Source organism: Streptomyces phaeoluteigriseus (genome assembly GCF_001896135.2).
Classification (GTDB): domain Bacteria; phylum Actinomycetota; class Actinomycetes; order Streptomycetales; family Streptomycetaceae; genus Streptomyces; species Streptomyces phaeoluteigriseus.
Window position 1 is genome coordinate 215416 of the sequence record NZ_MPOH02000016.1, and the last position, 18522, is coordinate 233937.

Sequence of the window (18522 nt, forward strand, 5' to 3'; positions counted from 1 at the left end):
TCGTCGTCCTGTGCGCCGGCACGCTGATGACCATCCTGGACGGCAACATCGTCACCGTGGCGATGCCCGCCGTCCAGAGCGACCTCGGCTTCAGCGGTCCGGGCCTGGCCTGGGTCGTCAACGCCTACCTGATCCCCTTCGGCGGCCTGCTCCTGCTGGCCGGGCGGCTGGGCGACCTGGTGGGCCGCAAGCGGATGTTCACAGCGGGCCTGGCGGTGTTCACCGCGGCCTCCGTGCTGTGCGGGGTGGCCACCGGGCAGAGCGTGCTCATCGCGGCCCGTGCCCTGCAGGGCGTGGGCGGGGCCATGACCTCGGCCGTCGTCCTCGGCATGCTGGTCGCCCTGTTCCCCGAGCCGCGCGAACGAGCCCGCGCCATCGCGGTGTTCAGTGCCGTGGGCGCGGCGGGCGGTGCGCTCGGCACCTTCCTCGGCGGGGCGCTGACCCAACTCCTCACCTGGCACTGGATCTTCCTCATCAACCTGCCGATCGGCGTGCTCGCCTGTTTCGCCGCCGTGCGCATCCTCGCCCCGGACCCCGGCGCCGGCCTCGGCAGGGGCGCCGACTACCCCGGTGCCGCTCTGGTGACCGGCGCGCTCATGCTCACCGTGTACGTCATCGTCGGCGCCGCGACCGCGACGCCACCGCCACCGCGCTTCTGGCCCTGCTCGCCGCCGCCTGTTCGTCGGCTTCGTCCTGCGCCAGGCCCGCACCGCCCGCCCCCTGCTGCGCCTGCGACTGTTCGGCTCCCGGCTCCACAGCGGCGCGAACGCCGTCCAGATCCTGATGATCGCCACGATGTACGGCTTCCAGTTCATCGGCGCCCTGTACCTGCAACGCGTTCTCGGATACGGCGAGTTGGCCACCGGTACGGCCTTCCTTCCGGCACCGGTCGCGATCGGCCTGCTGATGCTCGGCCTGTCCGCCCGGACGATCGCCCGCTTCGGCGCGTACCGCGTGCTGCTGTCCGGTCTGGTCCTGATCACCGCGGGGATGGCGCTGCTGGGCCGCGCCCCGGCCGACGGCTCGTACGCGACGGACGTCCTCCCGCCGATGCTGCTGCTGGCGGCCGGTTTCGCCGCCGCGATGCCCGCGCTGACCGGCCTCGCGATGTCGGGGGCCCGGGAGGAGGACACCGGGCTGGCCTCCGGTCTCTTCAACACCACCCAGGTGGTGGGCGGGTCCCTGGGCCTGGCGGTGTTGTCCACCCTGGCGGCCCAGCACACCGACACCCTCCTCGCCACGGGCACCGCCCCCCTCACGGCCACGGCCGGGGGCTACCAGCTGGCCTTCCGGGTGGCGACGGTGATCGCGGCGGCGGCCCTGGCACTGGCGGCGGCGGTGCTGCGGACGTCACAGCGGCAGGACGGGGGCTGACCCGGCCTGCGGAGCCCGGGCCGGTCAAGGCCGGCCGCGCCGCCCGGCGTCGACCGGACCGGCCGTCCCGTCACACATCCCGCTGAACCGTTCGGAGGCGGGAGGGGGCCGAGGGGGCGGGGAGGCTGCCGCCGGTCGGGGTCGGAGTCGGGGTCGGGGACCCGGGAACGGGTGTGCGGGCCGCCCCTCGCTCGGAATGCGGATGCGCGGGCCGCACCCGACCTGCGATGCTCGCGTCCCATGGCCGTTCGACGCAGCAGACCCAGCCTCTACATCTCCGTGGACATCGAGGCCGACGGCCCGATCCCCGGCCCCTACTCGATGCTCAGTCTGGGCGCGGCCGTCGCCGGGGTGCAGGACGCCGACGGGTTCACAGCGGCCGACCCCGAGGCGCGGACCTTCTACCGCGAACTGTGTCCCGTCAGCGACGACTTCGTCCCGGAGGCGCTCGCCGTCAGCGGCCTCGACCGTGAGCGCCTGCGCACCGAGGGGCTCGATCCCGCCCTGGCACTGGGCCAGTTCACCCGCTGGGTGCGCGAGGTGAGCGAGGGCGCGCAGCCGGTGATGTGCGGCTACCCGGCGTCGTACGACTGGACGTTCCTCTACTGGTATCTGATCCGCTTCACCGGTGAGAGCCCCTTCGGGCACTCGGGGTGCCTGGACATGAAGACGCTGTACGCCGCGAAGGCCGGGGTGCCGCTGCGGGCGGTGGCCAAGCGTTCCATGCCGGCGGAACTGCTGCCGAGGCGCCGTCACACCCATCACGCGCTGGACGACGCCGTCGAGCAGGCGGAGTTGTTCGCTCACCTCATGGCGTGGCAGGGGCCCGGGTCGCCCCGGTGATCTCCTCGCCCGCCTCCATCGGATGTGTCACGTCCTGGGCGTCGGCGGACCTGCCGAGGTGGTTGAAGACGAGGTTGAGCAGGACGGCCGCCACGCAGCCCGTGGAGATGCCCGAGTCCAGGACGATCCGTGCCGTCTCCGGGAAGGCGTGGTAGAAACCCGGCGCGGTGATCGGGATGATGCCGACGGCGAGGGACACGGCGACGATCAGGACGTTGTTGTCCTTCTCCAGGCCGGCCCGGACGAGGGTCTGGATACCGCTTGCCGCGACAGAGCCGAACAGCACGACGCCCGCCCCGCCGAGCACCGGGCGCGGCACGACGGCGATCAGCGAGGCTGCCATCGGGCACAGGCCCATGAGGACCAGGAAGGCGCCGCCGGACGCGACGACGTACCGGCTGCGGATCCGGGTCATCGCGACCAGGCCGATGTTCTGGGCGAAGGCACTGCACATGAAACCGTTGAAGACGGGACTGAGCGCCGAGCCGAGGGTGTCTGCCCGCAGACCCGCCGCGATCGTCTTCTCGTCCGCCGGACGGTCGACGATCTCGCCCAGCGCCAGCATGTCGGCGGTCGACTCGGTCATCGACACCACCATCACCACGCACATCGACAGGATGGCCGCGAGCTGGAACTGCGGGGCGCCGAAGTGGAAGGGGGTCGGGAAGCCGACCACGTCCGCGGCGGCGACGGGCCCGAAGTCGGTGACGCCGAACGGGATCGCGACGAGTGTTCCGGCGACCAGGCCGAGCAGCACGGCGATCTGCTTGACGAAGCCCCGGGTGAAGCGGCGCAGGAGCAGGACGAGCAGCAGGGTGACGCCCGCGAGCGTGAGGTTCGTGGCCGAGCCGTAGTCGCTCCCCGCCGGGTTCGGGCCCTGCGCCCAGCCGAAGGCGACCGGCAGCAGGGAGACGCCTATGAGGGTGATCACGGTGCCGGTGACGACAGGCGGGAAGAAGCGGACCGCCTTGCAGAAGATCGGGGCCGCGAGGAAGCCCAGCAGTCCCGCCACGATCACCGCGCCGAAGATGACGGGCAGCGCGTCGGACTTGTCCTCGGTGGAGGCGACGATCGCCGTCATGGGGGCGACACCGGCGAAGGTGACGCCGTTGACGAAGGGCAGGCGGGCGCCGATCTTCCAGATGCCCAGTGTCTGGAGGAAGGTGGCCAGGCCCGCGGTGAAGAGACAGGCGCCGGTGAGGAAGGTGAGTTCGGTGGCGGTCAGACCGACGGCCGCGCCGACGATCAGCGGCGGGGCGACGACTCCGGCGTACATGGCGGCAACGTGCTGGAGACCGCTTGTCGCCATTTTCAGGGCGGGCAGTCTCTCGTCCACGGGGTGGATGGGCGGAGCGGCTGATTCGGCTGTCGAGGCGGGTGGTTGCGTGGACACGGCGGCTCTCCTCCGGTCGGTTACACGGCAGCTCTGGCGTGGGTTTCATGGAGGTGGTGCACGGTCGTGCGGGACCGGGGAAACGCTGGGAACGCTCGAAATGCTGGGAATGTCGGGAACGCTCGTAACGGTGGGGACGGCTGGAAACAGCGGAGCGGCTCGACTGCGGGAAGCGGTGGGAGACCGCGGGCAACGGCAGGGGTGACCGCTCCGGGGCGCGCGCGTCCGCGCGCGCCCCGGTCACGGCCGCCGTGGACCCTCTCGGGTCCAGGGCCACCGGCCGGGAGCCGTCCCTCCCGGCCGGAGTCTCAACGGGTCAGCCCTGGGCGGCGATCCGCGCCAGGCGCCGGGCCTCTTCGCGGGTCGCGCGGGCGATCGCGTCCTCGTCGGCGGTGAGCAGCCGGCCGTCCTCGACGATCTGACGGCCGTTCACGAAGGAGGCGGTGACCGGGGCCGCCGCGCCGAGGACCAGCGCGGTCACCGGGTCGGCGATGGAGGCGTGGGCGAGGGTGTCCATCCTCCACAGCACCAGGTCGGCGAGCTTGCCCGGCTCCAGCGAGCCGATCTGGCTCGCCCGGCCGAGGACCTGGGCGCCGCCGAACGTGCCGAGGCGCAGCGCCTGGCGGGCGTTCAGGGCGGCCTCGCGGTGAGCGCCGAGGCGGTTGATCAGGAGGGCGTTGCGCAGCTCGGTGTGGAGTTCGCCGGACTCGTTGGACGCCGTGCCGTCGACGCCGAGGCCGACCGGGACACCGGCCGCGAGCATGTCCGGCACCCGCGCGATCCCCGCCGCGAGCCGGGCGTTGGAGGACGGGCAGTGTGCGACACCGGTCCTCGTGCGGGCGAAGGCGTCGATGTCGGAGTCGTTCATGTGGACGCAGTGCGCCATCCACACGTCCTCGCCCAGCCAGCCCGTGGACTCGAAGTAGTCGGTCGGGCCCATGCCGAACAGCTCGTGGCAGAACTTCTCCTCCTCGACCGTCTCCGAGCCGTGCGTGTGCAGGCGTACGCCGAGCCGGCGGGCCAACTCAGCTCCCTGGCGGAGCAGTTCGGTGCTGACGGAGAAGGGCGAGCAGGGGGCGACGGCGACCTGGGTCATCGCGTCGAAGGAGGCGTCGTGGTGCTGCCGTACGGTCTCCTCGGTGGCGGCGAGGGCACCCTCCAGGGTCTCCACGGCGAAGTCCGGGGGCAGTCCGCCGTCCTTCTCGCTGCGGTCCATGGAGCCCCGGGCCAGGGTGAAGCGCACGCCCATGTCACGGGCGGCCCCGATGATCGCGCCGGACAGGTCGCCGGAACCGTGCGGGAAGACGTAGTGGTGGTCCATGGCGGTGGTGACGCCACCGCGCGCCATCATCGCGAGGGAACCCTGCGCGGCGGCGCGGACCATCGGCTCGTCGATGCGGGCCCAGGTGGGGTAGAGCGCGACCAGCCAGTCGAACAGGTTGTGGTCCGTGGCCAGGCCGCGGGTGATCCACTGGTAGAAGTGGTGGTGGGTGTTGACCAGACCGGGAGTGACGAGGTGCCCGGTGGCGTCGATACGGCGGGCGACGTTCTCCAGACCCGCCGGGGCCGGGCCCGCGCCGACCGACTCGATGCGATGGCCGGCGATGACGACGTACCCGCTCGCATGCTCGGTGTCGTGGGCGTCGACGGTCGCGATCGCACAGTTCTCGATGACGATGCGCCGGTCTGCTGCCATGGTTCGTCCTTTGCGCTGAGAGGGAGAGGGCACGGCAGGACCCCGGGAGCTTTGAGTGCCGTGACCGGGCGGGACGGGTGCGGGTGCGGGTACGGGTACGGGTGCGGAAAGGGGCGTAGCGACCGTTTCCCCATCCGTTCCCGTTCGCCGTCCGTTCCCGTTCGCCATCCGTTCCTGTTCCCCCCGGTCACGGGTGCCGCGGTGAATCGGATACGTCAGAGGTTGCTGAGGTCCACCGGTATGCGGGCCTCACAGCCGTCCCGCAGGACGGTCCCCTCGATCAGGCCGTAGGGCCGGTCGGCCGCGAAGTACACGGCCCCGTCGGCGGTGTCGTTCTTCAGCCCGAACGGCTCCAGGTCCACGAGGAAGTGGTGCTTGTTCGGAAGGGAGAAACGGACCTCGTCGATCTCGCCGCGGTGGTCGATGATCCGCGAACCCATCTGGAACAGCGTCTGCTGGAGCGAGAGGGAGTACGTCTCGGCGAAGGCCTGGAGCAGGTGCTTCTTCGTCTGCTCGTAGGACTCCTCCCAGTTGGGCATCTCCCGCGCGTCATCGGTCCAGTTGAACCGCCAGCGGGCGGACACCTGGGTGGCGAGGATGCGGTCGTAGGCCTCGGGGAGCGTCGTGTACTTGTCCTTGACGTATCCCCAGAACTCGGAGTCCGTCGAGTTCATCACGACCAGGTCCTTCAGCCCGGAGACGACCTCCCAGGACTCACCGTCGTAGGTGATCTGGGTGAGCCGGGTCTCCTGGCCCTGGCGGACGAAGGAGTGCTTGGCCTCTTCGGCGCCCGCCCTCGCGCCGGCGCCGGAGGTCTCGATCCGCTCCCAGGCGTACTCCTCGATGCGGATGCGGGCCCGGTGGATGGGCTCCTGCGAGGTGACGAAGTGGCGGGCGAGGTGGATGCCGAACTGCTCGGCGGACTCGATGCCGTGCTCCTTGGCGAACGCGTACACCGTGTTCTTGGTGGTGTCGGTCGGCAGGACGTTGGCGTTCGAGCCGGAGTAGTGGACCTCGTCCATGTCACCGCTCAGCGACACCGAGACGTTGAGGTCCTTGATGTGGTGGGTGGCGCCGTCCCGCGTGATCTTGACGACTCGGTTCTCGGCCTTGCCGTACTGGTTCTGTCCCAGAAAGGTGGGCATCTAGCTAGCTCCCTCGGTAAACGGAGTAGCCGAACGGGTTGAGCAGCAGCGGCACGTGGTAGTGCTCGCCCGGCACGACGGCGAACGTGATCGCCACCTCCGGGAAGAACACGCCCGGTCCGCTGTCCCGATTCGCGGGGGCGTCCTGCTGCGCATCGGCTTGTTTCTTCGCGGTCTTCTCGAGATACGGCTCCACGGCGAAGTCGAGCCGTACGTGGGTGGTTCCCTCCGGCAGGGCCGGCAGGTCCTTGCACCGGCCGTCCGTGTCGGTCGCGGAACCGCCGAGCGCCTGCCAGTCCGCGTCCCGGCCGGCGCGGGCCGAGAGGTGGACGGCGACACCCTCGGCGGGGCGGCCGACGCTGGTGTCCAGGATGTGCGTGGACACGGAGGCGGTGGTGCTGGTGCTCATGGTTACGGGCGTCCTCTTCGGTCGGCTCGGTCGGGTCGGACGTCCTCGGGCGGCTCGATCGTCCTCGGTCGTCCCTCGGTCGGTTCAGTCGCTCGGTCGCCCTCGCTCACCTGGTGGTCGGCCGAGGCCGGCTCATTCGTCGACACCGTTTTCGACGAGTCGCGCCAGGCGGATGCGGTTGATCTTGCCCAGCTCGACGCGGACGATCTCCCGTTCCCGTTCCGGCGCGTTCGCGAGCCGTTCCCGTAGGGCGTCGCGCATCTGCTCGCCGGTCCGGCCGGTGGCGCAGATCAGGAACACGTGGCCGAACCTCTCCTGATAGGCCAGGTTCAGTTCGAGCATCTGCGCCTTCAGCTCCTCGGAGGCCCCGGCCATGCCACGCTGCTCGCGGGCGGAGGTCGGGTCACCCGGCCTGGGACGGCCGATGGGCGGGTGACCGGCCATCGCCTCGTCCAGGTCCGCGGCGGTCAGGTCGGCCGTGGCGGCGTCACTGGCGGCGTAGAGGTCGTCGGCGGTGGCGTAGGGGCGGGCCGCGAGGAGGTGCTTCGCCCAGGTGGTGGAGGCGCAGGCCTCGTGGAGTGCGGCGCGGGCCGCGGACTCTTCGAGGGCGTTGAACCGGGCCAGTCCCGGGGGCGGGGAAGTCGACGTCACGGGAGCCTCCGTGGCCGTGAACGGCCTTCGTGCTGATCGGACTGCGGCCAGCTAACGCCTACCCACGACAACCAGTCAACACTTTGTTGAAAATTCCGGGTAACGAAACCCGGAGCCCCCCGCGGGGTCACGGACGCCCGCTCAGCTCCCCTTCTCGCGGTTGAGGTAGTTGTAAACGGTGAAACGGCTCACTCCGAGAGCGCTCGCCACGGTCTCCACGCCGTGCCGCACCGAGAACGCGCCGCGCACCTCCAGTATCCGCACGACCTCCTGCTTCGCCTTGCGGTCCAGGTCGGCGAGGGGTTTGCCCTTCTTCCGCTCCATCGCGGCCAGGATGTGATCGAGGGAGTCGGCGAGCTGCGGCAGCCGTACGGCGACGGCGTCGGCGCCCTCCCAGGACAGCACGACGTCGTCGGGACCGGCCTCGTCCGGCGGGACCAGCTCCCCGCCCATGGCGTCGACCAGGGGTTTCACGGCGGCGATGAAGGACTCCTGCCCCGACCCGGTCATTCGCCCTCCCCGAGGACGTTGACCTGGAGGGAGATCCGGGTGGCACCAGCTTCCAGGGTCCTGCGGAGCAGGGCGTCGACCGCACCCAGGACGGCGTCGGCGCCACCCTCCACGGTGTTGCCGAAGGGGCCCACGTCCACCGCGTCCAGGTCGGCGGCCTCGACGACCTCGCGGGCGACCAGCGCGTGCGCGGGTGCCTCGTCGAGATCGAAGGGCTCGGTGGTGAACTCAACCCTCAGTCGCATCGCGCCCCATACCTTTCCGACCTGCCTGACCTGCGCGTTTCGCACCTGACCTCACCGAGGAGGGCGGTCCGGGCGCGCCCCCTCGGCACACGAACGGACCATCGGGGCGGCTCCGGACCCCGACCTTAACCGACCGGCGGGTCGGTCAGGGGGGCTCCGGGGTTCCGTCTCCGCCGCACCTCTTGACAAGCCACGATCCCCGACGGCAATCTTCCAATAAGCAGAAACTAACTTCCGCAATACGGAATACATGGCCGCTGCGGAAGGCCGATGCGGAAGCCAGCCACAGAAGGGAGCGCCGGACCCCATGGGATTCGCAGAGCAGCGCTTCAACGTCAACCTGTCGATCCTCTTCACGGAACTCCCGCTCCTGGAGCGCCCCGCTGCCGCCGCCGCGGCCGGCTTCACCGCGGTCGAGCTGTGGTGGCCCTGGGTCGACTCCCCCACCCCGGAGCAGTCCGAACTGGACGCGCTGAAGGCGGCCGTCGAGCACGCCGGCGTCCGGCTCACCGGCCTGAACTTCTACGCCGGACAGCTGCCCGGCCCCGACCGCGGCGCCCTGTCGATCCCGGGCGCGGAGTCGGAGAGGTTCCGCGCCAACATCGACGTGGCCGCCGGCTTCGCGCAGTCCCTCGGCTGTACGGCGCTCAACGCGCTCTACGGCAACCGCGTGGACGGCGTGGACCCGGCCGACCAGGACGCGCTCGCGCTGGAGAACCTGGTGCTCGCGGCGCGGGCCGCCGACCGGATCGGCGCGATCCTGCTGGTCGAGGCGCTGAACCGGCCCGAGTCGCCGCGGTATCCGCTGGTGTCGGCCCCGGCCGCCGTGGGCGTCGTCGACAGGGTGAACGCGGCGACCGGTCTCGGCAACGCCCGGTTCCTGATGGACCTCTACCACCTGTCGATGAACGGCGAGGACCTCCCCTCGGTGATCGACCGGTACGCGTCCAGGACCGGTCATGTCCAGATCGCCGACAACCCGGGCCGCGGCGCGCCGGGCACCGGCTCACTGCCCCTGGAGGACCTGCTGGACCGGCTCGGCAAGGCCGGTTACGAGGGCTGGGTGGGCCTGGAGTACAAGCCGGGCGACCGTCCGAGCGCGGAGGCCTTCGACTGGCTGCCCCGGTAGTGAGTGCCAGGCAGGACCCGGGCCCGCGCCGCACGCTGAACATCCCCGTACCGAGAGGCACCCCATCATGAGCAACCTCCCCAAGATCGCCTGGATCGGTCTCGGCATCATGGGCTCCCCCATGTCCGAGAACCTGATCAAGGCGGGTTACGAGGTAACCGGTTACACGCTGGAGCGGGAGAAGCTGGACCGGCTGACCGCCGCGGGCGGCCACTCCGCCGGCTCGATCGCCGAGGCCGTCCGCGACGCCGACGTGGTGATCACCATGGTCCCGGCCTCCCCGCAGGTCGAGGCCATCGCCTACGGCCCCGAGGGCATCCTGGAGAACGCGCGCCCCGGCACGCTGCTGATCGACATGTCCTCCATCACTCCGCAGACCTCGGTCGACCTGGCCAGGGCGGCGAAGGACAAGGACATCCGCGTCCTGGACGCGCCGGTGTCCGGCGGTGAGGCCGGGGCGGTCGAGGCCGTCCTGTCCATCATGGTCGGCGGCGAGCAGGCCGACTTCGACCAGGCCGAGCCGGTCTTCGAGGCGCTCGGCCGGACCATCGTGCTGTGTGGGCCGCACGGCTCGGGCCAGACGGTGAAGGCGGCGAACCAGCTGATCGTCGCCGTGAACATCCAGGCGTGCGCCGAGGCCGTGGTCTTCCTGGAGAAGTCGGGCGTGGACCTCAAGGCCGCACTGGACGTCCTCAACGGTGGTCTGGCGGGGTCGACCGTACTGACGCGCAAGAAGGACAACTTCCTGAACCGCGACTTCGGCCCGGGCTTCCGCATCGACCTGCACCACAAGGACATGGGCATCGTCACGGACGCCGCCCGCACCGTCGGCGCGGCCCTGCCGGTCGGCGCCGTGGTCGCGCAACTCGTCGCGAGCCTGCGCGCTCAGGGCGACGGCGGCCTGGACCACTCGGCGCTGCTGCGCGCCGTGGAACGGCTTTCCGGCGCCCAGCTGTAACACCTCCCCAGACTTCCGGGCGGCGCCGCCGCTGACATCTGTCCTGTCGCGCCCAGGCGACGGCGCCGCCGGAATCCAGCCCCCTCCACGCCGCGACCCCGCACCCGGCAAGCGCGTGGAGGATTCGGTCAGCGCCTGCGCGAGGACCGAAGTCCCGTCTCGCGCCCTCCACCTGACGTCACGTCATGGTCCAGGGCGCGGCCCGTCCGCACCGGTGATCCGGATGAGGGGTGATCGCGGTGCGGAACGGGCGAGGGGACAGGAGCCGCGGCGGCGTGCGAGCCAGTGCGGTGGTGAAGGAAACGTGGCGCTCCTCTCGACCTGAGGGAGGACGCCCCGGCTCCGTCGCATCCGCCGCGGTCCCTGTCCCTTCCGAGTCCCTTCCGAGTCCCTTCCGAATCCCTTCCGAACACCCTCCCCACCCTCCCCGTGCTCCCCATTCTCCCCGTGCTCCCCGTGCTCCCCGGCGAGACCGTGCCCGGTCCCGCCGGGGAGCGCGCTGCGTTGTGCGGGCAGCGGGCAGCGGGCATACCCGCGCATGGCGGGGACGGCGGACCGCCGACCCGCCCGGTTCGCCCCCCGGCGTGCGGACGGGTCCCGCCCGCAGGAATCTGAGGGCATGGGCAATCCGACGCAGCACCCGCACATCGTGGTCCACCCGCCGGCCCTGGACGGCTCCCGCCGGGTCACCTCGGGCGACGCCACCCTGGGGATCGCCACGCATCTCGACGATGTCGTCGAGATCCTCCGCCTCGCCGACCTGGACCGCGTCGAGGTGGAGGAGGGTGATCTCATCGATTGGCAGGGCGGCGGCCCCGACGACTGGCCGGGACTGTCGGAGCACCACGGACAACAGGAGGCGTAGGCCGGGGTACGAACGAGGCGTAGGCCGGGTACGACAACCTCAAATCAACCTCTGAACATGGTTCAAAGGCTTCAACCGAGGCCGGGCGAGGGCACATTGTGGTCATGCGGGGCCCGCCGGCACGGGGGCGGCGGGTCCCGCCCCAGGGGTCGCTCCGAGCGCGGGAACCTCGATCCGGCTCCGGCCGGACGAGGTCGCGCTGCTGCGGGGAGAACCCCGCGCCGCCGTCACGGTGGCCGTGGTCGCCCTGCGTCTGCGGGGCGCCCTCGAGGCGGGCCGGCCCGGCGGACTGCGGACCTCGGAAGCGTCCTCCGAGGCTGCCGGGCAGGCCCCGCCTCCCCAGTTCTCCGCCTTCCTGCCTCTCCCGCCTCTTCTCCCGCCGCCTCCTCTTCCGCCGCTCACCAGCGGTGGTCCGCACGGCACTCGCCCGACCCGCCGGACCGCCCCGGGCGCGGGACCGCACCGACGACCATGCCGCCCTCGCCGAGCTGCGCGCCGGACGACGGGCCGCGGGCCTGCTGCGGGCCCTCCGCCCCGCCGTACCCGGACCGCCCGCCGGGCGCTGGACGTCCTGACCGTCGAGCGCTCCCTCCTGGTGTCGCCAGGCGACGCGGACGCCACAGGCCGCAAGAGCCTGTCCGAGTGCGACACGTCGATGGCGGTGGCCCCGCAGGGGCGAACCGGGAGCCGGCCCTGCACGTCCTCGTCCTCGCCCTCGTCCCGCGGTTCGCGCCGCGGGCGGGTCGGGCACGCGGGCCGAGGCAACGGGGCAGGGCTTCTGTTCGCGTTCCACGAGGCGGCGATTCGGGCGGGGGACGGCCTACTCGTGCGGGGGCGGGGCGACGGAGACGGCTCGGACCGATCGGCGTGACGAAGGGGCGGCCCATCCCTCCGGGCGGGCCGCCCCTCTCGTCCTGCGCCGCGTCCAGCCGCGTCGCCGTGTTCTCGGTGTTTCTCCTTGCTCCCCGGCGTTCCCGGCGATTCTCGGCGCGTCAGACCTTGAGCGTCCTGACCGCCGTCGGCGCGTGCCACTCCTCCGTGGCGATCTCCTCGAACTCCACGACGTTGCCGATGTCGTTGGTGCCGCTCATGGAGATGTTGGTGACGCGCTCCAGGATCGCCTCGACGACCACCGGGACCTGGAACTCGGAGGCGAGCTTCTTGGCCTGCTCGAAGGCCGCGCCCAACTCGCCGGGGTCGGTCACCCGGATCGCCTTGCAGCCGAGGCCCTCGGCGACCTTGACGTGGTCGACGCCGTAGACGCCCAACTCGGGCGAGTTGATGTTCTCGAACTCCAGCTTGACCTCGAAGTCCATGTCGAACCCGCGCTGCGCCTGGCGGATCAGGCCCAGGTAGGAGTTGTTGACCAGGACATGGACGTACGGGATTCTGTGCTGCGCGCCGACCGCCAGTTCCTCGATCATGAACTGGAAGTCGTAGTCCCCGGAGAGGGCCACGACGGACGCCTCCGGGTCGGCCTTGGCGACGCCGAGCGCGGCCGGGACGGTCCAGCCGAGCGGGCCGGCCTGACCGCAGTTGATCCAGTGACGCGGCCGGTAGACGTGCAGCATCTGGGCACCGGCGATCTGCGACAGGCCGATGGTGCTCACGTAACGCGTCTCCGGGCCGAAGGCCTTGTTCATCTCCTCGTAGACGCGCTGCGGCTTGATCGGGATGTCGTCGAAGTGCGTACGGCGCTGGAGGGTGGCCTTCCTCTCCTGCGCGGCGGCCGCCCACGCGGAACGGTCGGGCAGCGCGCCCGTCGCCTTCACCTCCCGGGCCACCTCGACGAACAGCTCCAGGGCGGCCCTGGCGTCCGAGGCGATGCCGAAGTCCGGCGCGAAGATCTTGCCGATCTGGGTGGGCTCGACGTCGACGTGGACGAACTTCCGTCCTGCCGTGTAGACATCGAGCTTTCCGGTGTGCCGGTTGGCCCACCGGTTGCCGATGCCGAGGACGAAGTCGGATTCCAGGAAGGTCGCGTTGCCGTAGCGGTGCGAGGTCTGGAGGCCCACCATGCCGGCGTTCAGCTCGTGGTCGTCGGGCAGGGCGCCCCAGCCCATCAGGGTCGGCACGACCGGGATGCCGGTCAACTCGGCAAAATCGACGAGGAGTTCGCAGGCGTCGGCGTTGATGACACCGCCCCCCGCGACGATCAGCGGGCGCTCGGAGGCGTTGAGCATCCCGATCGCCTTCTCGACCTGGGCGCGGGTCGCGGCCGGCTTGTAGACGGGCAGCGGCTCGTAGGTGTCCGGGTCGAACTCGATCTCGGTGAGCTGCACGTCGATCGGCAGGTCGATCAGCACCGGGCCCGGACGGCCGGAGCGCATGAGGTGGAACGCCTGCTGGAACACTCCGGGGACCTGGGCGGCCTCCAGCACGGTGACCGCCATCTTGGTGACCGGCTTGGCGATCGACGCGATGTCGACGGCCTGGAAGTCCTCCTTGTGGATCACCGCGGTCGGGGCCTGGCCCGTGATGCACAGGATCGGGATCGAGTCGCCGATCGCGGAGTACAGGCCGGTGATCATGTCGGTGCCGGCCGGGCCCGAGGTGCCGATGCAGACGCCGATGTTGCCCGGACGGGTCCGGGTGTATCCCTCGGCCATGTGGGAGGCACCCTCCACGTGCCGGGCCAGCGTGTGGGCGATGCCACCGGAGGCCTTGAGGGCCGCGTAGAAGGGGTTGATCGCCGCGCCGGGGACACCGAACGCGGCGGTGACGCCCTCACGCCTGAGGATCTCAACTGCCGCACGGGCAGCGGTCATACGAGCCATCGAGTACTCCTGCTTCGACTGCTTCAGCTGCTTGAGCTGTCGGATGCGTACTCCCGTCGCGCCCCGCGGTGAGCACTTCGACACCATCCCCGCCGGAGAGTATTCCGTATCGCGGAAAATGTTTTCTACTATCTGGAATCAATCTAAGGGGGTGGGAGAACCCCGTCAAGAGACGGACAAGCGGGGGCTCACTGGAGGACGATGGGCGCATGCCCGAGAGCGTGCGGGTGCGCTGCCCGGCCTGCCGGCGCGAGCGCCGCTACACCGCCCCCTGTTACCCCTGCGCGTGCGGCACCCCGATCGCGCCCCGCCTCGACCACCACGCGGCCCCGACGGCCGTCGCGCACCGGGCGTGGGAGGAGGAGTGGATCACCGTCCGCTGCCCGTCCTGCGGCCGCCACGACCAATGGCCCCGCCCGGAACTGGGCTGTGCCTGCGGAGCGGTCCTGCGCATCCCGGTGACCGCAGCGGCAGAAGGAGCCGTCGGGGAAGCGGGGGCCGGGGCCGCGGAAACGGGAACGGCGCCGGGAGCGGCGGGGACGTGGACGGGAGCCGAGGACGCCGGAACCGAGAGGGCGCAAGCGCGGGAAACAGGGGAGACGGGGCGGCCGACCGAGGACGCCGAGGCGGCACCCTCGGACACCGGGCCCTGCCCGGACACTCCCCCGCCCTCCCGGGTCCCGTTCCGTCCCATCGCCATCCGCACCGCCCGAGACGCCGTCACGGCGACCGCGTTGTATCTGCGGTGGCTCGGGCACCAGGACATCCGGCGGGCGGACCAGCGGCCCACCTCCGGCATCGGGCTCGCCGCGCGAGGGCTGCTGGCGCATGTCGATCCGAGCGTGCACCCGGCGTCGCTGCGGGACGTGGAGTGCCTGTGGCTGACGGCGATGACGGACTCCGCGGACTGCGTGTACTTCTCCCTCGCCGGCTACACCGCCGACGCACGCGCCCGCGCAGACTCCCTCGCCGTCCCCCTCTTCGTCCTGGATCTCACGGGCACACCCCAGCCCGTGAACGCGGCGGCCGAGCGGCTCGACTCCCCGGGCGCCTGAGCCGACCGCCGCGCCACCGGAACGCCGGCCTACCTGCCGTACCTCTGCCGCAGTTCCACCTTGCGCACCTTGCCCGAGACCGTCATCGGGAAGGCGTCCAGCACCTGGAGCCGGCTCGGCACCTTGTAGTGCGCCAGCCTGCCCTCGCAGTAGGCGCGCACCTCCTCCAGGGTCGGCGGCGCGGCGACGTCGTGCGGGATCACACAGGCCAGGACCTCCTCGCCGTACGCCTCGTGCGGTACGCCGACGACCTGGACGTCCCTGATCTTCGGGTGGCCGTAGAGGAACTCCTCGATCTCGCGCGGGTAGATGTTCTCGCCGCCGCGGATGATCATGTCCTTGATACGGCCGACGATCTCGACATAGCCGTCCTCGCGCATGTGCGCCAGGTCGCCGGTGTGCATCCAACGGCCGGGGTCGATGGCCTCGGCGGTCTTCTCGGCCTCGTCCCAGTAGCCGAGCATCACGCTGTATCCGCGGGTGCACAGCTCGCCGGCGGCGCCGCGCGGCTGGGTCACACCGGTGGCCGGATCGACGACCTTGACCTCGATGTGCGGCAGCACCCGGCCGACCGTGCCGGTGCGGTGCTCCAGGTCGTCGTCGCGGCGGGTCTGCAGGGAGACCGGGGACGTCTCGGTCATGCCGTAGCAGATGGAGACCTCGGCCATGTGCATCTCGGCGACCACCCTTTTCATCACCTCGACCGGGCAGGGCGAGCCCGCCATGATGCCGGTGCGAAGCGACGAGAGGTCGTAGGTCGCGAAGTCGGGCAGGTTCAGCTCCGCGATGAACATGGTCGGGACGCCGTACAGGGAGGTGCACCGCTCCGCCTGGACGGCGTCCAGGGTCGCCTTCGGGTCGAAGGACGGCGCCGGGATCACCATGCAGGCGCCGTGCGAGGTGGCCGCGAGATTTCCCATCACCATGCCGAAACAGTGGTAGAAGGGCACCGGGATGCAGATCCGGTCCTGCTCGCTGTAGGCGAGCAGCTCCCCGACGAAGTAACCGTTGTTCAGAATGTTGTGGTGGGAGAGGGTCGCCCCCTTGGGGAAGCCCGTGGTACCCGAGGTGTACTGGATGTTGACGGGGTCGTCGCAGGACAGCTCGCCCGCCCTGGCGAGCAGTTCCTCGGCACCGACCTCGGACGCGCGGCCCAGCAGCGCCTCCCAGCTCTGATCGCCGAAGAACACCGACTCCCTCAACCGCGGGCAACTGTCCCGCACTTGCTCGGTCATCGCCCGGTAGTCGCTGGTCCGGTGACTGACGGAGGCGAACAGCAGGGAGACGCCGGCCTGGTTGAGGACGTACTCCACCTCGTGCGTGCGGTACGCCGGGTTGATGTTCACCATGATCGCCCCGATGCGGGCGGTGGCGTACTGGACGAGCACCCACTCGGGGCAGTTGACCGCCCAGACACCCACCCGGTCCCCCTTGCCGACCCCGCTCGCCAGCAGCGCGCAGGCCAGCCGGTCGACGTCCGCCGAGAACCGCGCGTAGGTCCAGCGCCGGCCGGAGGGCACGTCGACCAGCGCCTCACGCTCGGGCCAGGCGGCGACGGCCCGGTCCAGGTTGCCGCCGATCGTGTCGCCGAGCAGCGCCGTGGTGCTCGTGCCATGGCTGTACGACCCATGGCCGTACGACGTTTCGGTCACCGGAAGTCCTCCTCGCGGTACTCGTCCGCCGAGCCCGCGGCCGTCGCCTCGCGCAGCTCGATGCGGCGGATCTTGCCGGAGACGGTCTTGGGCAGCGGCGCGAACTCCAGGCGCCGGATGCGCTTGTAGGGCGCCAGGACCTCCCGGGAGTGTTCGAACAGCGCCTTCGCGGTGCCGGGACCGGGTTCCCAGCCCTCGGCCAGGACGACGTACGCCTTGGGCACGGCCAGCCGCAGCTCGTCCGGGGCGGGCACGACGGCCGCCTCGGCCACCGCCTCGTGCTCCAGCAGCGCGCTCTCCAGCTCGAAGGGGCTGATCTTGTAGTCGGAGGCCTTGAAGACGTCGTCGCCGCGCCCGACGTAGGTGACGTAGCCGTTCTCGTCGCGTTCCCCGATGTCGCCGGTGCGGTAGTAGCCGCCCGCCATCGACTCCGCCGTCCGGTCGGCGTCGCCGTGATAACCGGTCATCAGGCCGACCGGCCGGACAGACAGGTCGAGCGCGATCTCGCCCTCCGTGACGCCGGGCGCGCCGGACACCGGGTCGAGCAGTTCGACGCGGTAGCCGGGGCTCGGGCGGCCCATCGAGCCGGTCTTCAGCGGCTGGCCGGGGCTGTTGGCGATCTGCACGGCCGTCTCCGTCTGGCCGAAGCCGTCCCGGATGGTCACGCCCCAGGCCCGCCGGACCTGCTCGATGACCTCGGGGTTGAGCGGCTCCCCCGCGGCGACCGCCTCGCGCGGCGGGGTGCGCAGCTGGATGAGGTCGGCCTGGATGAGCATGCGCCACACGGTCGGCGGGGCGCAGAAGGTCGTCACGCCCGCGCGGTCCATCTCCGCCATCAGCCGGGTCGGGTCGAAGCGCGTGTAGTTGTGGATGAAGACGGTTGCCTCGGCGTTCCACGGGGCGAAGAGGTTCGACCAGGCGTGCTTGGCCCAGCCGGGTGAGGAGATGTTCAGATGCACGTCACCGGGTTGGAGGCCGATCCAGTACATGGTCGACAGGTGCCCGATCGGATACGACACGTGCGTGTGCTCGACGAGCTTGGGGCGGGCCGTCGTACCGGAGGTGAAGTACAGCATCAGCGGGTCGTCGGCGAGGGTGGGCCCGTCGGGCAGGAACTCGGCGGAGGCGGTGTACGCGTCCTCGTAGCGCTGCCAGCCCTCGGGCACGCCGCCGACGGCGAGGCGCGTGTAGCCGCCGGGCACGTCGTCGAACTTGCCAGCGTCCTCGGCGCGCACCACGACGTGGCCGACCCGGCCGCGCTCGACGCGGTCGCGCAGGTCGGCGGGGCCGAGCAGCGGGGTCGCCGGGATGACGACCGCGCGCAGCTTGATCGCGGCGAGGGCCGTCTCCCACAGTTCGGCCTGGTTGCCGAGCATGACGAGGATCCGGTCCTCGGCACCGACTCCCCGCTCGCGCAGCAGGTTGGCGACCCGGTCGGACCGCTCGGACAGCTCGGCGAAGGTGAGGCGGACCTCGGAGCCGTCCTCCTCGACGATGTGCAGCGCGATGCGGTCGTTGCCGTCCGCGATGACGTCGAACCAGTCGAGGGCCCAGTTGAAGTGCGCGGGCCGCGGCCAGTCGAAACCGTCGTAAGCGGCCTCGTAATCCTCTCGGTGGGCCAGCAGGAAGTCCCGTGCCCTGCGGAACTGCTCCGTCGCCGTCGCCGTCGTCATCTGTCCTCCTGGTTGCCGGGCCATTGCCGGGCGGCTCTCTGCCATCGTGTAATCCGTGATGCGGGTCTCACCACCCCCGAACGGGGGTCACCGCGGCGAACCGCCGCGGAGAAGGGCGGGCAGGTGACAGCGGTGGACACGGCCGGG

The 18522-nt window shown here is 71.0% G+C and carries 16 protein-coding genes and 1 pseudogene; 7 read left to right on the plus strand and 10 right to left on the minus strand.

The genetic code is table 11. The annotated features are described in order from the left end of the window. Positions 1–26 precede the first annotated feature (26 nt). Positions 27–1374: pseudogene (locus BM536_RS25695) on the plus strand (MFS transporter). Between the two features lie 240 nt (positions 1375–1614). Continuing rightward, a complete protein-coding gene (locus BM536_RS25700; RefSeq protein WP_073498414.1) occupies positions 1615–2217 on the plus strand; it encodes a 3'-5' exonuclease in 603 nt (200 codons plus the stop codon). Here the strand turns inward: BM536_RS25700 and BM536_RS25705 are convergent. The 7 genes from BM536_RS25705 to BM536_RS25735 form a co-directional block, all read right to left on the minus strand. Then, positions 2183–3526 carry a nucleobase:cation symporter-2 family protein gene (locus BM536_RS25705; RefSeq protein WP_073498412.1) on the minus strand — a complete coding sequence of 448 codons (1344 nt, stop codon included), beginning with the start codon at positions 3524–3526 and terminating at the stop codon, positions 2183–2185. The two genes, BM536_RS25700 and BM536_RS25705, sit on opposite strands and share 35 nt — an antisense overlap. Positions 3527–3926: 400 nt before the next feature. After that, complete coding sequence (locus BM536_RS25710) at positions 3927–5306, minus strand: 8-oxoguanine deaminase (protein ID WP_073498410.1); 1380 nt, start codon at positions 5304–5306, stop codon at positions 3927–3929. Positions 5307–5521: 215 nt separating this feature from the next. Further along, positions 5522–6451, minus strand: coding sequence for a factor-independent urate hydroxylase (gene pucL / locus BM536_RS25715; protein ID WP_073498408.1), 930 nt, complete (start codon positions 6449–6451; stop codon positions 5522–5524). Positions 6452–6455: 4 nt separating this feature from the next. Further along, complete coding sequence (uraH, locus tag BM536_RS41870; protein ID WP_073498406.1) at positions 6456–6860, minus strand: hydroxyisourate hydrolase; 405 nt, start codon at positions 6858–6860, stop codon at positions 6456–6458. Positions 6861–6992: 132 nt separating this feature from the next. Further along, the gene (gene uraD, locus BM536_RS41875) at positions 6993–7511 is read right to left on the minus strand and encodes a 2-oxo-4-hydroxy-4-carboxy-5-ureidoimidazoline decarboxylase (RefSeq protein WP_073498405.1); all 519 of its coding nucleotides are present in this window, start codon (positions 7509–7511) and stop codon (positions 6993–6995) included. A gap of 141 nt (positions 7512–7652) precedes the next feature. Continuing rightward, on the minus strand, positions 7653–8021 hold the full coding sequence (locus BM536_RS25730) for a helix-turn-helix domain-containing protein (RefSeq protein WP_073498403.1): 369 nt from the start codon (positions 8019–8021) through the stop codon (positions 7653–7655). Further along, entirely contained in the window at positions 8018–8266 is a 249-nt protein-coding gene (locus tag BM536_RS25735; RefSeq protein ID WP_073498401.1) for a YkoF family thiamine-binding protein, read from the minus strand. Before BM536_RS25735 ends, BM536_RS25730 begins: the two co-directional genes overlap by 4 nt. Positions 8267–8573: 307 nt before the next feature. Here BM536_RS25735 and BM536_RS25740 point away from each other — a divergent pair, with 307 nt between their 5' ends. The 4 genes from BM536_RS25740 (at position 8574) to BM536_RS40840 (ending at position 11793) form a co-directional block, all read left to right on the plus strand. After that, positions 8574–9395 (plus strand): TIM barrel protein, encoded by an 822-nt coding sequence (locus BM536_RS25740; protein ID WP_094103564.1) that lies wholly within the window; start codon positions 8574–8576, stop codon positions 9393–9395. A gap of 67 nt (positions 9396–9462) precedes the next feature. After that, positions 9463–10353 (plus strand): 2-hydroxy-3-oxopropionate reductase, encoded by an 891-nt coding sequence (locus BM536_RS25745; protein ID WP_073498399.1) that lies wholly within the window; start codon positions 9463–9465, stop codon positions 10351–10353. Positions 10354–10972: 619 nt separating this feature from the next. Continuing rightward, positions 10973–11218 (plus strand): hypothetical protein, encoded by a 246-nt coding sequence (locus tag BM536_RS25750; RefSeq protein ID WP_073498953.1) that lies wholly within the window; start codon positions 10973–10975, stop codon positions 11216–11218. A 407-nt stretch (positions 11219–11625) separates the two neighbouring features. Continuing rightward, positions 11626–11793, plus strand: a complete 168-nt coding sequence (locus BM536_RS40840; RefSeq protein WP_158086541.1) for a hypothetical protein — start codon at positions 11626–11628, stop codon at positions 11791–11793. A gap of 417 nt (positions 11794–12210) precedes the next feature. On the opposite strand, the gene gcl is transcribed toward BM536_RS40840, so the two are convergent. After that, positions 12211–13995, minus strand: coding sequence for a glyoxylate carboligase (gene gcl / locus BM536_RS25760; RefSeq protein ID WP_073498955.1), 1785 nt, complete (start codon positions 13993–13995; stop codon positions 12211–12213). A gap of 209 nt (positions 13996–14204) precedes the next feature. Here gcl and BM536_RS25765 point away from each other — a divergent pair, with 209 nt between their 5' ends. Next, on the plus strand, positions 14205–15050 hold the full coding sequence (locus BM536_RS25765) for a hypothetical protein (protein ID WP_073498954.1): 846 nt from the start codon (positions 14205–14207) through the stop codon (positions 15048–15050). A 29-nt stretch (positions 15051–15079) separates the two neighbouring features. Here the strand turns inward: BM536_RS25765 and BM536_RS25770 are convergent, their stop codons facing one another. Continuing rightward, on the minus strand, positions 15080–16702 hold the full coding sequence (locus BM536_RS25770) for an AMP-binding protein (RefSeq protein WP_094103566.1): 1623 nt from the start codon (positions 16700–16702) through the stop codon (positions 15080–15082). Next, a complete protein-coding gene (locus BM536_RS25775; protein WP_094103567.1) occupies positions 16699–18375 on the minus strand; it encodes an AMP-binding protein in 1677 nt (558 codons plus the stop codon). Before BM536_RS25775 ends, BM536_RS25770 begins: the two co-directional genes overlap by 4 nt. Positions 18376–18522: the final 147 nt, after the last annotated feature.